Consider the following 15,687-nt stretch of genomic DNA (forward strand, 5'->3'; position numbering starts at 1 on the left):
ATGCGTCACGGCTTCACACACTGCCCCGACCATAATTAAAGAAGAGGGAATCCCCATGTCTGCGCACAAGACCGCACTGCTCAGTGCCCTGACCACCGCGCTGCTGGCCAGCGCCAGCCTCCAGGCCGCCGAACCGCTCAAGGCGGTCGGCGCTGGCGAAGGCCAACTGGATATCGTCGCCTGGCCCGGCTACATCGAACGTGGCGACAGCGACAAGGCCTACGACTGGGTCACCGGGTTCGAGAAGGAAACCGGCTGCAAGGTCAATGTGAAAACCGCCGCCACCTCTGACGAAATGGTCAGCCTGATGGCCAAGGGCGGTTATGACCTGGTCACCGCTTCGGGCGACGCGTCGTTGCGCTTGATCGGTGGCAAGCGTGTGCAGCCGATCAACACGGCGCTGATTCCCAACTGGAAGAACATCGACCCGCGCCTCAAGGATGCACCGTGGTACGTGGTCGGCCAGCAGACCTACGGCACCCCGTACCAGTGGGGCCCGAACGTGTTGATGTACAACACCAACGTGTTCAAGACCGCGCCCACCAGCTGGAATGTGATTTTCGACGCGCAGAACCTGCCGGACGGCAAGCCGAACAAAGGTCGCGTGCAGGCCTATGACGGCCCGATCTACATCGCCGATGCGGCGCTCTACCTCAAGAGCACCAAGCCGGAGCTGGGTATCCAGAACCCCTATGAACTGACCGAAACCCAGTACAAGGCCGTGCTTGAACTGCTGCGTGCCCAGCAGCCGTTGATCCACCGCTACTGGCACGACACCACCGTGCAAATGAGCGACTTCAAAAATGAAGGCGTGGTGGCCTCCAGCGCCTGGCCGTACCAGGTCAACGGCCTGGTCAACGAGAAGCAGCCGATTGCCTCGACCATTCCGAAGGAAGGCGCCACCGGCTGGGCGGACACCACCATGCTGCACACCGACGCCAAGCACCCGAACTGCGCCTACAAGTGGATGGACTGGTCGCTGCAGCCGAAGGTCCAGGGTGACGTCGCCGCCTGGTTCGGCTCGTTGCCGGCGGTACCGGCGGCCTGCAAGGAAAGCGAACTGCTGGGCGCCGAAGGCTGCAAAACCAACGGTTTCGACCAGTTCGACAAGATCGCTTTCTGGAAAACCCCGCAGGCTGAAGGCGGCAAGTTCGTGCCGTACAGCCGCTGGACCCAGGATTACATCGCGATCATGGGCGGCCGCTAGCTCCTGGCTCCCCTGTGGAAGCTGGCTTCTGTGGGAGCTGGCTTGCCTGCGATGGCATCACCTCGGTGTAACAGACACACCGAGGCGCCTGCATCGCGGGCAAGCCCGGCTCCCACAGAAAAGCACCCATATTTGAGTTGCGATTACAGATTTTGTTTTTTCAGAAGTCCAGGCCGGGCCGCTGCGACGACCCGCGCCTTTTTGGAGCACCGCACCATGACGCTTGCAGTCCAATTCACCCACGTTTCCCGTCAGTTCGGCGAAGTGAAAGCCGTTGACCGGGTTTCCATCGATATCCAGGACGGCGAGTTCTTTTCCATGCTCGGCCCTTCCGGCTCCGGCAAGACCACTTGCCTGCGCCTGATTGCCGGTTTCGAGCAACCGAGCGCAGGCTCGATCCGTATTCATGGCGAGGAAGCCGCGGGCTTGCCGCCGTACCAGCGTGACGTGAACACCGTGTTCCAGGATTACGCGCTGTTCCCCCACATGAACGTGCGCGACAACGTGGCCTACGGCCTCAAGGTCAAGGGCATCGGCAAGACCGAACGCCTGAACCGCGCCGAAGAAGCCCTCGGCATGGTCGCCCTCGGTGGCTACGGCGACCGCAAGCCGGTGCAACTGTCTGGTGGCCAACGCCAACGGGTCGCCCTGGCCCGCGCCCTGGTCAATCGTCCACGGGTGTTGCTGCTGGATGAGCCGCTGGGCGCCCTCGACCTCAAGCTGCGCGAACAAATGCAAAGCGAGCTGAAAAAGCTGCAGCGCCAGCTCGGTATCACCTTTATTTTCGTGACCCACGACCAGACCGAAGCGCTGTCGATGTCCGACCGCGTGGCGGTGTTCAACAAGGGCCGCATCGAGCAGGTCGACACCCCGCGCAACCTGTACATGAAGCCCGCCACCGCGTTTGTGGCCGAGTTCGTCGGCACCTCCAACGTGATTCGCGGCGAACTGGCTCAACGCCTCAGTGGCAGCGCGCAAGCGTTCTCGATCCGCCCCGAGCACGTGCGTTTTGCCGAAGGCGCGCTGGGTGCCGGCGAAGTGGAAGTCAGCGGCCTGCTGCATGACATCCAGTACCAAGGCAGCGCCACCCGCTATGAACTCAAGCTGGAAAACGGCCAGGCGCTGAACATCAGCCAGGCCAACAACCAGTGGCTGGACACCAGCAGCGGCTACCAGGTGGGCCAGTCCATCACTGCACGCTGGGCACGGGAAGCAATGACGACCCTGACCGACAGCGCAGGTGAGGTGTGACATGAGCCTGGCCCTTTCCCAACCGCCGATGCGCAGGTTTTCCAACCTGCTGTACCGCAAGCCCAACCTGTACCTGGCGATGTTGCTGGTGCCGCCGCTGATCTGGTTCGGCGCCATTTACCTGGGCTCGTTGCTGACCCTGCTGTGGCAAGGTTTCTACACCTTCGACGACTTCACCATGGCGGTCACGCCGGACCTGACCCTGGCCAACTTCGCCGCGCTGTTCCAGCCGTCGAACTTCGACATCATCGTGCGCACCTTGAGCATGGCGATCGTTGTATCGATCGCCAGCGCCGTGGTCGCCTTCCCGATCGCCTACTACATGGCGCGCTACACCACGGGCAAGACCAAGGCGTTTTTCTACATCGCGGTGATGATGCCGATGTGGGCCAGCTACATCGTCAAGGCCTATGCCTGGACCTTGCTGCTGGCCAAAGGCGGTGTGGCGCAGTGGTTCGTGCAGCACCTGGGCCTGGAGCCGGTGTTGCAGTTCGTGCTGGGCATTCCGGGTGTGGGCGGCAGCACCTTGAGCACTTCGCACCTGGGGCGGTTCATGGTGTTCGTCTACATCTGGTTGCCGTTTATGATCTTGCCGATCCAGGCCTCCCTGGAGCGCCTGCCACCCTCCTTGCTGCAGGCTTCGGCCGACCTGGGCGCCAAGCCGCGTCAAACCTTCATGCAGGTGATTCTGCCGCTGTCGGTGCCGGGAATTGCGGCCGGTTCGATCTTCACCTTCTCGCTGACCTTGGGCGACTTCATCGTGCCGCAGCTGGTGGGCCCGCCCGGCTATTTCGTCGGTGGCATGGTGTACGCCCAGCAAGGCGCCATCGGCAACATGCCCATGGCCGCAGCGTTCACCCTGGTGCCCATCGTGCTGATCGCGGTTTACCTCTCCATCGTCAAACGCCTGGGGGCCTTCGATGCACTCTGAGAAATCATCATTAGGCCTGAAGATCGCAGCCTGGGGCGGCTTGGTGTTCTTGCACTTCCCGATCCTGATCATCTTCCTCTACGCCTTCAACACCGAAGAAGCCGCGTTCAGCTTTCCGCCCCAGGGCTTCACCCTGAAGTGGTTCAGCGTGGCCTTTGCCCGGCCGGACGTGCTGGACGCGATCAAGTTGTCGCTGCAGATCGCGGCGATTGCCACGCTGATCGCCATGGTGCTCGGTACCCTGGCCTCAGCGGCGCTGTATCGCCGTGAGTTCTTCGGCAAACAAGGCGTGTCGTTGATGCTGATCCTGCCGATTGCATTGCCGGGGATCATCACCGGTATCGCACTGCTGGCAACGTTCAAGACGCTGGGCATCGAGCCCGGGATGTTCACCATCATCGTCGGCCACGCGACCTTCTGCGTGGTGATCGTCTACAACAACGTGATCGCGCGTTTGCGCCGCACCTCCCACAGCCTGATCGAAGCCTCGATGGACCTGGGCGCCGACGGCTGGCAGACCTTCCGCTACATCATCATGCCCAACCTGGGCTCGGCACTGCTGGCCGGCGGCATGCTCGCCTTTGCGCTGTCGTTCGACGAAATCATCGTCACCACCTTCACCGCCGGCCACGAGCGCACCTTGCCGCTGTGGCTGCTCAACCAGCTGAGCCGCCCACGGGATGTGCCGGTGACCAACGTGGTGGCGATGCTGGTGATGCTGGTCACGATGTTCCCGATTCTCGGTGCCTATTACCTGACACGCGGTGGTGAAAGCGTGGCGGGGAGTGGCGGTAAATAACGGACAACACATAGCCACTGTTGAAACACGGTCATTGTAGGAGCCGGCTTGCCGGCGATCGCGGTGGGTCAATTGAAACCGCCATCGCTGGCAAGCCAGCTCCTACAGGTGAACCGGTTTCTTCAGGGAATTTTGAGGAGGATTGAACCATGCAAACCAAATTACTGATCAACGGCCACCTGGTCGCAGGCGAAGGCCCGGCCCAAGCCGTCTTCAACCCGGCACTCGGCCGTGTGCTGGTAGAAATCAACGAAGCCAGCGAAGCCCAGGTCGACGCCGCCGTGCGTGCTGCCGATGCGGCGTTTGAAAGCTGGTCGCAAACCGCGCCCAAGGACCGTTCGCTGTTGCTGCTGAAACTGGCGGACGTGATCGAAGCCCACGGCGAAGAGCTGGCCAAGCTGGAGTCGGACAACTGCGGCAAGCCCTACAGCGCCGCGCTGAACGATGAGATCCCGGCAATTGCCGACGTGTTCCGCTTCTTCGCCGGTGCCAGCCGTTGCATGAGTGGCTCGGCCGGTGGGGAATACCTGCCGGGGCACACCTCGATGATCCGCCGCGACCCGGTGGGCGTGATCGCCTCCATCGCGCCGTGGAACTACCCCCTGATGATGGTCGCCTGGAAAATCGCCCCCGCCCTCGCAGCCGGTAATACCGTGGTGCTCAAACCGTCGGAACAAACCCCGCTGACTGCGCTGCGCATGGTCGAGTTGGCCGCTGAAATCTTCCCGGCCGGCGTCCTCAACCTGGTGTTCGGCCGTGGGCCAACCGTGGGCAGCCCGCTGGTGAACCACCCGAAAGTGCGCATGGTGTCGCTGACCGGCTCCATTGCCACCGGTGCGAACATCATCTCCAGCACCGCCGACAGCGTGAAGCGCATGCACATGGAACTGGGCGGCAAGGCGCCGGTGATCATCTTCAACGACGCGGACATCGACGCTGCCGTGGAAGGTATTCGCACCTTCGGTTTCTACAACGCCGGCCAGGATTGCACCGCGGCGTGCCGCATCTATGCCCAAGCCGATATCTACGACGCGTTTGTCGAGAAGCTTGGCGCAGCGGTCGCCAGCATCCAGTACGGCTTGCAGGATGATCCGGCCTCCGAGTTGGGCCCGCTGATCACCGCGCAACACCGCGACCGCGTGGCCGGTTTTGTCGAGCGCGCGGTGGCGCAACCGCACATTCGCCTGGTCACCGGGGGCAAGGCGGTGGAAGGCAATGGCTTCTTCTTTGAACCCACTGTATTGGCCGATGCGCAGCAGGACGACGAAATCGTACGTCGCGAGGTGTTCGGGCCAGTGGTGTCGGTCACCAAGTTCAATGACGAAGCACAGGTGCTCGGCTGGGCCAACGATTCGGACTACGGTTTGGCGTCGTCCGTCTGGACCGCCGATGTCGGCCGTGCCCACCGCTTGGCCGCACGCCTGCAATACGGCTGCACGTGGGTGAACACCCACTTCATGCTCGTCAGCGAAATGCCTCACGGCGGTCAGAAACTGTCGGGCTATGGCAAGGACATGTCCATGTACGGGCTGGAGGACTACACCACCGTTCGCCATGTGATGTTCAAGCACTGACCCGCAAAACGCCCTTGTAGGAGCCCGGCTTGCCGGCGATGAGGCCCTTGAGCCTTGTGGTGTTCTTGCGAATGCCATCGCCGGCAAGCCGGGCTCCTACGGGCTCACATAACAATAAAATTCAGGTTCTTCCCCATGGATATCACCCGCCGCGACTTCCTCAACGGCGTCGCCATTACCGTTGCCGCCGGCATGACCCCGCTGCAACTCTTGCAAGCCGCGCCCGATGGACGCTACTACCCTCCCGCCCTTACCGGCCTGCGCGGCAGCCATGTCGGCTCGTTCGAGGTGGCGCACCAGATGGGCTGGGAAAAGAAGGTGTTCGATACCGAGAAACTGCCGATCACCGAGGACTATGACCTGGTGGTGGTCGGCGGCGGCTTGAGCGGTTTGTCGGCGGCGTGGTTCTACCGCGAGAAGCACCCCAAGGCGAAGATCCTGATCCTGGAAAACCACGACGACTTCGGCGGCCACGCCAAGCGCAATGAATTCCAGGCCGGTGGTCGCATGATCATCGGCTACGGCGGCAGCGAGGCGTTCCAGTCGCCGAACCATCTGTACAGCAAGCAAGTGAATGGCCTGCTGAAAAAACTCGGGGTGAACATCAAGCGCTTTGAAACCGCCTTCGACCGCCAATTCTATCCGGGCCTGGGGCTGTCGCGCGGGGTGTTCTTCGACAAGGAAAACTTCGGCGAAGACAAGCTGGTGACCGGCGACCCCACGCCGATGGTGGCCGACGATATCGCGCCAGACCAACTGAACGCGCGCGCCCTCCGCGACTTCATCAATGACTTCCCATTGCCACAGGCCGATCGCCAGGCCTTGATCGAGCTGCACACGGCGCCCAAGGACTACCTGCCGGGCAAGACCGCCGAGGAAAAGGCCAGCTACCTCGCGGCCACCAGCTACCGGGATTTCCTGCTGAAAAACGTGGGCTTGTCGGAAGGTGCGGTGAAGTACTTCCAGAGCCGTACCAACGACTTCATGGCCCTGAGCATTGATGCCGTGGCGTCGGCTGACGCCTACAACGTGGGCTTCCCAGGCTTTGGCGGGATGAACCTGGCGCCGATCAGCGAAGAAGCCGCTGCGGAAATGGAAGAACCCTACATCTATCACTTCCCGGATGGCAATGCGTCGGTGGCGCGCTTGCTGGTGCGCAGCCTGATCCCAGGCGTGGCGCCGGGGCACACCATGGACGATATCGTGCTGGCGGCCTTTGACTACGCCAAGCTGGACCAGCCCAAGGCCTCCGTGCGGTTGCGCTTGAACAGCACCGCCGTCAGCGTGCGCAACGTCGGCGACGGCGTGCATATCGGCTACAGCCGTGGTGGACAACTCGCACAGGTGCGCGGCAAACGCTGCATCCTGGCCTGCTACAACATGATGATCCCCTACCTGCTCAAGGACTTGCCGGCGCCCCAGGCCCACGCTCTGAGCCAGAACGTGAAATACCCGCTGGTGTACACCAAGGTGGTGATCCGCAACTGGCAGTCGTTCCAGAAACTGGGGGTGCATGAGATTTATGCAGCGACCCAGCCCTACAGCCGGATCAAGCTGGATTACCCGGTGAGCATGGGCGGCTACGACCACCCCCGCGACCCGACGCAGCCAATCGGTTTACACATGGTCTACGTGCCCACCAGCCCCAACAGCGGCATGAACGCCCGCGACCAGGCCCGCGCCGGGCGGGGCAAGTTATATGGGCAGACCTTCGAGCAACTGGAAGCACAGCTGCGCGACCAGTTGCAGCGCATGCTGGGCCCGGGCGGTTTCAACCATGAGCGCGATATTCTGGCGATCACTGTCAACCGCTGGTCACACGGTTATGCGAGCTTCTCCAACAGTTTGTATGACGATGCGGATCAGACCGAAGCGTGGATGAAACTGGCGAAAAAACCGCTGGGGCATGTGAGCATCGCCAACTCGGATGCCGCATGGAGCGCGTATGCCCATGCGGCGATTGATGAGGCTTACCGGGCAGTCGGCGAAATCGCCTAACCCTTGTAGGAGCCGGCTTGCCGGCGATGGCGACCTTGAATGTTGCGCTGACGTCAAGGGCCTCATCGCCGGCAAGCCGGCTCCTACAGTGGAATTGTGTCAGTTGGAAATGTCTTGTCGCACTTGCAACGCCATCGTCCCGCCATCAATCATTTTTCCTACGTCACCGAACCGCTTAAGCTATCCGGCGTCTGTTTATTGTTCGTTGCGTTTGGTCGAAGGCATGTCCGAACCGTAATTTCTGATCCAGTACGTGCCAGGAACGGCGCAGGATTTGCTCACGACAGGTTGTCTCTATGCACCGCAGGAATTTGCTCAAAGCGTCCATGGCCATTGCGGCTTACACCGGTTTATCGGCCAGCGGCCTGCTCGCTGCGCAAGCCTGGGCCGGCAACCGCGCCGCCGACGGCAAGGCCATCGCTTTCGATTTTGAATCGCTCAAGGCCCAGGCCAAGCAATTGGCCGGCACGCCTTACAAAGACACCAAACAGGTGCTGCCGCCGACCCTGGCGACCATGACCCCGCAGAATTTCAACGCCATCGGCTACGACGGCAAGCACTCGCTGTGGAAGGAATTGAACGGCCAACTGGACGTGCAGTTCTTCCACGTCGGCATGGGTTTCAAGACGCCGGTGCGCATGCACAGCGTCGACCCCAAGACCCGTGAAGCCCGCGAGGTGCATTTCCGCCCGTCGCTGTTCAACTATGAAAAAACCACCGTCGACACCAAGCAACTGACGGGCGACCTGGGTTTCTCCGGCTTCAAGCTGTTCAAGGCGCCTGAGCTGGACCGCCATGACGTGCTGTCGTTTCTGGGCGCCAGCTACTTCCGTGCCGTGGATTCCACCGGCCAGTACGGCCTTTCTGCCCGTGGCCTGGCCATCGATACCTACGCGAAAAAACGCGAGGAATTCCCTGACTTCACGCAGTTCTGGTTCGAAACCCCGGACAAGGACGCGACCCGCTTTGTGGTCTACGCCTTGCTCGACTCGCCAAGCGCCACCGGTGCCTACCGCTTCGACATCGACTGCCAGGCCAACCAGGTGGTGATGGCCATCGACGCGCACATCAATGCGCGTACCGCCATCGAACAACTGGGCATCGCGCCGATGACCAGCATGTTCAGCTGTGGCACCCATGAACGCCGCATGTGCGACACCATCCACCCGCAGATCCACGATTCCGACCGCTTGGCCATGTGGCGCGGCAACGGCGAGTGGATCTGCCGCCCGCTCAACAACCCGGCCAAGCTGCAATTCAACGCCTTTGCCGACAAAGACCCGAAAGGCTTTGGCCTGGTGCAGACCGACCATGAGTTCGCCAGCTACCAGGACACCGTGGACTGGTACAGCAAGCGTCCAAGCCTGTGGGTAGAACCAACGACGGCGTGGGGCGAAGGCTCGATCGACCTGCTGGAAATCCCGACTACCGGCGAAACCCTGGACAACATCGTGGCCTTCTGGACCCCGAAAACGCCGGTGGCTGCCGGTGACTCGCTGAACTACGGCTACAAGCTGTACTGGAGCGCCCTGCCGCCTGTGAGCACGCCGCTGGCACAGGTCGATGCAACCCGTTCCGGCATGGGTGGCTTTACCGAAGGTTGGGCACCGGGCGAACACTACCCTGAGGTGTGGGCACGTCGCTTTGCCGTGGACTTCAAGGGGGGCGGCCTCGACCGCCTGCCGGCCGGCACCGGGATTGAGCCGGTAGTGACCTGCTCCCACGGCCAGGTGAAGGATTTCAGCGTGCTGGTGCTCGACAACATCAAGGGCTACCGCATCCTGTTCGACTGGTACCCGACCAGCGACAGCGTGGAACCGGTGGAACTGCGGCTGTTCATCCGCACCCAGGACCGCACCTTGAGCGAGACCTGGTTGTATCAATACTTCCCGCCAGCGCCAGAGGCGCGTAAATACACCTGATACCCCCTTGTAGGAGCTGGCTTGCCAGCGATGCAGACACCTCGGTTTCTCGGCTGTACCGAGGCGATGCTATCGCGGGCAAGCCCGCTCCCACAGTGATGCCCCTTCATCTAGAACCGCGAAACACTCTTCATCGCCCCAATCAAATAGCGCATCGCCACCTGATCGTTTTCGGTCAACGCCCGGTACTGCGCCAGCAATTCAGCTTCATCGGAACTCAGCCTTCGCCCCCACAACGACAACCTGCGACCCACATAAGCCGCCACCGCACCCGCTACACCATAGGACTTGGCCATGGACCGTTACTCCTGATATCGATCAAATACTGTCGGTGCCCATCACCCGCCTCCCGCAAAGCGCAATGCCTGCGTGAACAAACCGACTGACTCCCTGGGCCAGAAATCAGACTTACCCTAAGCGTAGAAACTATCTCGCCAGACGTGGGATTTTTTTAGAGTATTAACTTAAAAAAATTCAGCGGTAACAAAGACCTACAGCCCTTTCTCACGCAATGGCCGATACAGGTGAATGTCGTGGGGTTCCTGTGCAAACAGTCCGGGGTCGGGGTGTTGCAGCCTCTGGCAGCCATGACGCAGGTAAAAGTCCACGGTATTGCGCGACTCCGTAGCCGATACATACAGGCCATCGATGCCAGCCTTTCGCCCCTGCTCACACGCCAGGGCAAACAACCGCCCTCCCAGCCCGCGCCCTCGCGCCCGATGGCTGACGTGCAGGAACTTCAACTGCTGCAGGAGCAAGCCCCGGTTGTGGATGGGGCGATTGTCCACCACCACTGCAGCCACCAGGATGGGCCCGTCGAACACACCCCATAACCACCCGCCCCGCTCAAGGCAGGCGAGCAGTGCAATGGCGTCCTGTTCAGCCTCGCCTTCGGGCCAGCCGCGCATGTCGTGGAAGTCGGGGTACAGCACCAGCTCGCCGTCCTCGACGCGGTAGCACTCGTGTACAAGTTCCGTGCGGTCGATGGTGGCCAGCAAAGGGATATCGTTTTTAGTTAACGCTCGTTCGACCGACATGGTGGCCTCCTGCTTTTGAGCGCCAAGCATCGGGGTTGCGTGAACCGCGGGCAAGAAAAAACCCACCGGGCCAGGGTGGGTTTGTATTAAGCGACTGTAGGATCAATCCCTGAGATCGGACTCGTGAATCGGCTGGTCGCGATGGGTCGCCCGTTGGTACTGCGCTGGCCAGATGGCCTTGCGCCCGCCCAGGTCGTCGTCGGCATGCAGCGGCCAGTACGGGTCGCGCAGCAGTTCACGAGCCAGGAAAATGATATCGGCCTGGCACGTGCGCAGGATGTGCTCGGCCTGGGCCGGCTCGGTGATCATGCCGACGGTACCGGTGGCCATGCCGGACTCCTTGCGCACACGCTCGGCAAAGCGCGTCTGGTAGCCGGGGCCGGTGGGGATCTCGGCGTTGGCGGCGGTGCCACCGGAGGACACGTCGATCAGGTCTACGCCCAAGTCCTTCAGGCGGCGTGCCAGCTCCACCGTTTCGTCGGGGTTCCAGCCGTCTTCCACCCAGTCGGTGGCCGATACGCGCACGAACAACGGCAGCTCCTGGGGCCAGACGTCGCGCACGGCCTTCGTCACTTCCAGCACCAGGCGGATGCGGTTTTCAAAGGAGCCGCCATATTGATCCTGGCGCTGGTTACTGATGGGCGAGAGGAATTGATGCAACAGGTAACCGTGGGCCGCGTGGATCTCCACCACTTCGAAACCCGCCGTGAGTGCGCGTTTGGCGGCGGCGACAAAGTCGGCGATAACCTGCTGGATCTGCGCGTCATCGAGTGGCTTGGGTTGCGTGTGGTTGGGGTCAAAGGCAATCGGTGACGGCCCCACCGGCACCCAGCCACCGTCTTCGGGTTTGACGCTGCCATGCTTGCCGATCCAGGGCCGATGGGTGCTGGCCTTGCGCCCGGCGTGGGCAAGTTGAATACCTGCGACCGCCCCCTGGGCCGCAATAAACCGGGTGATGCGTTGCAGCGGTTCGATCTGTGCGTCGTTCCACAGGCCCAGGTCCTGGGCGGTGATGCGGCCATCGGCGGTCACGGCGGTGGCTTCGGTGAAAATCAGCCCGGCGCCCCCCACCGCGCGACTGCCCAGGTGGACCAGATGCCAGTCATTGGCCAGGCCATCATCCGCAGAGTACTGGCACATCGGCGAGACGGCGATGCGGTTAAGCAGGGTCAATTGACGGAGGGTATAGGGTTCGAGCAGCTGACTCATGGCGCACCTCTTCTGGGTTCTATGGGCACTCAACGGTGCTTAGAGCCTAGTCGACAACGCGCGATTGCACAGGGTTCAGAATGGAACACGGGAGCCGATTGCCGGCTCCCGTCTTGCAGCCGCTTACATTTCGACCTGGGTGCCCAGCTCGATCACGCGGTTGACCGGTAGCTTGAAGAAACGCAGGTTGCCGTTGGCGTTCTTCAACATGAACGCGAACAACGCCTCGCGCCAGCGCGCCATGCCCTTGATCCGGGAGGCGATGACGGTCTCACGGCTAAGGAAGTAGGTGGTGCGCATCGGGCTGAAGTCCAGATCGTCCAGATGGCACAGCTTCAGGGCTTCGGGCACGTCCGGCTCGTCGGCAAAACCAAAGTGCAGGATCACCCGGAAGAAGCCTTCGCCGTAGGCATCCACTTCGAAGCGACGCGAGGTGGGCACCCGTGGAATGTCTTCGTAGACCACCGTCAGCATCACCACCTGCTCATGCAACACCTGGTTATGCAGCAGGTTGTGCAACAGCGCGTGGGGCACCGCGTCAGGCCGCGCGGTGAGGAACACGGCGGTGCCCTGCACACGGTGCGGCGGCTGCACGCGGATACTGCCAATAAAGATCGGTAGCGGCAGGCCGCCTTCGTCGAGGCGATCCACCAGCAATTGCTTGCCGCGCTTCCAGGTGGTCATCAGCACGAACAACACGATCCCCGCCAATACCGGGAAGGCACCGCCCTGGATGATTTTCGGCACGTTGGCCGCAAAGTACAGGCCGTCGACCAACAGGCAGCAGACCAGTACCGGCACTGCCAGGATCGGCGGCCATTTCCACAGCAGCAACATCACCGCCGACACCAGGATAGTGGTCATCAGCATGGTGCCGGTCACCGCCACACCGTAGGCCGAGGCCAGGGCGTTAGAGGACTCGAAGCCCAGCACCAGCAGGATCACGCCGACCATCAACGACCAGTTCACCGCACCGATATAGATCTGGCCCTGCTCGGCGCTGGAGGTGTGCTGAATGTGCATGCGCGGGATGTAGCCCAACTGGATCGCCTGGCGCGTCAACGAGAACGCACCGGAAATCACCGCTTGGGACGCAATCACGGTCGCCAGGGTGGACAGCACCACCAGCGGGATCAACGCCCAGCTCGGCGCCAGCAGGTAGAACGGGTTGCGCGCCGCTTCCGGATCACCCAGCAGCATGGCGCCCTGGCCGAAATAGTTCAGCACCAGCGCCGGCAGCACCAGCATGAACCAGGCGCGGGCGATGGGCTTGCGGCCAAAGTGGCCCATGTCGGCGTACAACGCCTCGGCCCCGGTCAATGCCAGGACCACGGCGCCGAGAATGGCCACGCCAATCCCCGGGTGGGCCTGGAAGAAACGCACGCCCCACAGCGGATTCAACGCGCTGAGCACTTCAGGGTGCAGCGTGATGCCATACACCCCCAGGCCGCCCAGCACCAGGAACCAGGTGACCATCACCGGCCCGAACAGCTTGCCGATGCGGTCGGTGCCGTGTTTCTGGATCAGGAACAACGCCACCAGCACGATCAACGCGATGGGCACGACCCATTTTTCAAGGCCGTCGAACGCCAACTCCAGGCCTTCGATAGCCGACAACACGGAAATGGCCGGGGTGATCATGCTGTCGCCGTAGAACAGCGCCGCACCGCACAACCCACACACCACCAGGAAACTGCGCAGTTTCTTGCGCTCCCCTGCCGCCCGACGCGCCAGTGCCGTCAGGGCCATGATGCCGCCCTCGCCCTGGTTGTCGGCGCGCAGCACGAACAGCATGTACTTGATCGACACGACCCAGATCAGCGACCAGAAGATCAGCGCCAGGATCCCCAGCACCCCATCATGGTTGACCTGAACCCCGTAACCGCCAGTGAACACTTCTTTTAGGGTATAGAGCGGGCTGGTACCGATATCGCCGTAAACCACCCCGACCGCCGCCACCAGCATGCCAATCGGCTTTGCGTTGGAATGCTCGGCACCTGCTGCCTGACTACTTGCCTGACCCATCAACCACTCCTGCCCTTTGACCTGAGGTCTTTTATAAACAGCGCGTCTAAGCTGACCCTAGCATGCGCTGTTTTACTTCTCGTAACAGACGTTTTATTGACCTCGGGGTTTTACCCGTGTGCAACGGCGCGAAGCATAGCGCAGCACTCGTCGTATTTCCCTGCATAAAGCTGGTCAAGTGCGTTGCCCGTCGCTAGAATTGCGCACTTTTTGATCAGAGGCGCACCAAGCGCCCGTCTACCGCCTTGTCGTGCCCGACTGGCGGCGTCATTCAATACCGAGGTTAGACATGTCCACCACTCCCGCGACGGCCAATCCCAAGGTCGGCTTTGTATCCCTGGGCTGCCCCAAGGCCCTGGTCGATTCCGAACGCATCCTTACGCAATTGCGTATGGAAGGCTACGACGTCGTGTCCACCTACCAGGACGCGGACGTGGTGGTGGTCAACACCTGCGGCTTCATTGACTCGGCCAAGGCTGAGTCCCTGGAAGTGATCGGCGAAGCGATCAAGGAAAACGGCAAGGTCATCGTGACCGGTTGCATGGGTGTGGAAGAAGGCAATATCCGCAACGTGCACCCAAGCGTGCTGGCCGTGACCGGCCCGCAGCAGTACGAGCAGGTGGTCAACGCCGTGCACGAAGTGGTGCCACCGCGCCAGGATCACAACCCGCTGATCGACCTGGTGCCGCCGCAAGGCATCAAGCTGACCCCGCGTCACTACGCGTACTTGAAGATTTCCGAAGGCTGCAACCACAGCTGCAGCTTCTGCATCATCCCGTCGATGCGCGGCAAGCTGGTCAGCCGCCCGGTGGGTGACGTGCTGGACGAGGCCCAGCGCCTAGTCAAATCCGGTGTGAAAGAGCTGCTGGTGATCTCCCAGGACACCAGCGCCTACGGCGTTGACGTGAAATACCGCACCGGTTTCTGGAACGGCGCGCCGGTGAAAACCCGCATGACCGAGCTGTGCGAAGCCTTGAGCAGCCTGGGCGTGTGGGTGCGCCTGCACTACGTGTACCCGTACCCGCACGTGGACGAGCTGATCCCGCTGATGGCTGCCGGCAAGATCCTGCCGTACCTGGACATCCCGTTCCAGCACGCCAGCCCGAAAGTCCTGAAAGCCATGAAACGCCCGGCCTTTGAAGACAAGACCCTGGCGCGCATCAAGAACTGGCGCGAGATCTGCCCGGAGCTGATCATCCGTTCCACCTTCATCGTCGGCTTCCCTGGCGAAACCGAAGAAGACTTCCAGTACCTGCTGGACTGGCTGACTGAAGCCCAACTGGACCGCGTCGGCTGCTTCCAGTACTCGCCGGTAGAAGGCGCCCCCGCCAACCTGCTGGACCTGGCCGTGGTGCCGGATGACGTCAAGCAAGACCGTTGGGAGCGTTTCATGGCGCACCAACAAGCGATCAGCTCGGCGCGCCTGCAACTGCGCATCGGCAAGGAAATCGAAGTGCTGATCGACGAAGTCGACGAGCAAGGCGCCGTTGGCCGTTGCTTCTTCGACGCGCCGGAAATCGACGGTAACGTGTTCATCGACGATGCCAGCGGTTTGAAGCCAGGTGACAAGGTGTGGTGCACCGTGACCGACGCCGACGAGTACGACTTGTGGGCTGAAAAGCGCGACTGAATCGCGCCTGCGTAATAATTTGAAAAAGCCCCGCCTCTGGACAAGATGCGGGGCTTTTTTCGGTCTATCGTTTGCCCATCGGCGCCATTCATCGGCAAGGGGCA

The 15,687-nt window shown here is 61.8% G+C and carries 12 protein-coding genes; 8 read left to right on the forward strand and 4 right to left on the reverse strand.

What is annotated here, in order from left to right:
• The first annotated feature begins 55 nt into the window (after window positions 1-55).
• The 7 genes from ydcS (at window position 56) to HX792_RS03600 (ending at window position 9,682) form a co-directional block, all read left to right on the forward strand.
• A complete protein-coding gene (gene ydcS / locus HX792_RS03570; protein WP_176994799.1) occupies window positions 56-1,207 on the forward strand; it encodes a putative ABC transporter substrate-binding protein YdcS in 1,152 nt (383 codons plus the stop codon).
• A gap of 216 nt (window positions 1,208-1,423) precedes the next feature.
• The gene (locus HX792_RS03575; protein WP_176994800.1) at window positions 1,424-2,458 is read left to right on the forward strand and encodes an ABC transporter ATP-binding protein; all 1,035 of its coding nucleotides are present in this window, start codon (window positions 1,424-1,426) and stop codon (window positions 2,456-2,458) included.
• Window position 2,459: 1 nt separating this feature from the next.
• Window positions 2,460-3,389, forward strand: a complete 930-nt coding sequence (locus HX792_RS03580) for an ABC transporter permease (RefSeq protein ID WP_176994801.1) — start codon at window positions 2,460-2,462, stop codon at window positions 3,387-3,389.
• Window positions 3,379-4,188: an ABC transporter permease gene (locus HX792_RS03585; RefSeq protein WP_176994802.1), complete on the forward strand. Its 810-nt coding sequence runs from the start codon at window positions 3,379-3,381 to the stop codon at window positions 4,186-4,188. The genes HX792_RS03580 and HX792_RS03585 overlap by 11 nt, the downstream gene beginning before the upstream one ends.
• A gap of 149 nt (window positions 4,189-4,337) precedes the next feature.
• Window positions 4,338-5,762, forward strand: coding sequence for a gamma-aminobutyraldehyde dehydrogenase (locus HX792_RS03590; protein ID WP_176994803.1), 1,425 nt, complete (start codon window positions 4,338-4,340; stop codon window positions 5,760-5,762).
• 135 nt (window positions 5,763-5,897) lie between these two features.
• Window positions 5,898-7,760, forward strand: a complete 1,863-nt coding sequence (locus HX792_RS03595; protein ID WP_176994804.1) for an FAD/NAD(P)-binding protein — start codon at window positions 5,898-5,900, stop codon at window positions 7,758-7,760.
• A 296-nt stretch (window positions 7,761-8,056) separates the two neighbouring features.
• Window positions 8,057-9,682, forward strand: coding sequence for a glucan biosynthesis protein D (locus HX792_RS03600; RefSeq protein WP_176994805.1), 1,626 nt, complete (start codon window positions 8,057-8,059; stop codon window positions 9,680-9,682).
• Between the two features lie 110 nt (window positions 9,683-9,792).
• Here the strand turns inward: HX792_RS03600 and HX792_RS03605 are convergent, their stop codons facing one another.
• The 4 genes from HX792_RS03605 to HX792_RS03620 form a co-directional block, all read right to left on the reverse strand.
• Entirely contained in the window at window positions 9,793-9,978 is a 186-nt protein-coding gene (locus HX792_RS03605; RefSeq protein ID WP_176994806.1) for a hypothetical protein, read from the reverse strand.
• A gap of 195 nt (window positions 9,979-10,173) precedes the next feature.
• The gene (locus HX792_RS03610; RefSeq protein ID WP_176994807.1) at window positions 10,174-10,719 is read right to left on the reverse strand and encodes a GNAT family N-acetyltransferase; all 546 of its coding nucleotides are present in this window, start codon (window positions 10,717-10,719) and stop codon (window positions 10,174-10,176) included.
• A gap of 102 nt (window positions 10,720-10,821) precedes the next feature.
• Window positions 10,822-11,928 (reverse strand): NADH:flavin oxidoreductase/NADH oxidase, encoded by a 1,107-nt coding sequence (locus HX792_RS03615; RefSeq protein WP_176994808.1) that lies wholly within the window; start codon window positions 11,926-11,928, stop codon window positions 10,822-10,824.
• A gap of 123 nt (window positions 11,929-12,051) precedes the next feature.
• Window positions 12,052-13,953 (reverse strand): potassium transporter Kup, encoded by a 1,902-nt coding sequence (locus HX792_RS03620; RefSeq protein WP_176994809.1) that lies wholly within the window; start codon window positions 13,951-13,953, stop codon window positions 12,052-12,054.
• 289 nt (window positions 13,954-14,242) lie between these two features.
• Here HX792_RS03620 and rimO point away from each other — a divergent pair, with 289 nt between their 5' ends.
• Entirely contained in the window at window positions 14,243-15,583 is a 1,341-nt protein-coding gene (rimO, locus tag HX792_RS03625) for a 30S ribosomal protein S12 methylthiotransferase RimO (RefSeq protein WP_017254931.1), read from the forward strand.
• Window positions 15,584-15,687: the final 104 nt, after the last annotated feature.

This window comes from Pseudomonas sp. B6002, assembly GCF_013385985.1.
Lineage (GTDB): Bacteria > Pseudomonadota > Gammaproteobacteria > Pseudomonadales > Pseudomonadaceae > Aquipseudomonas.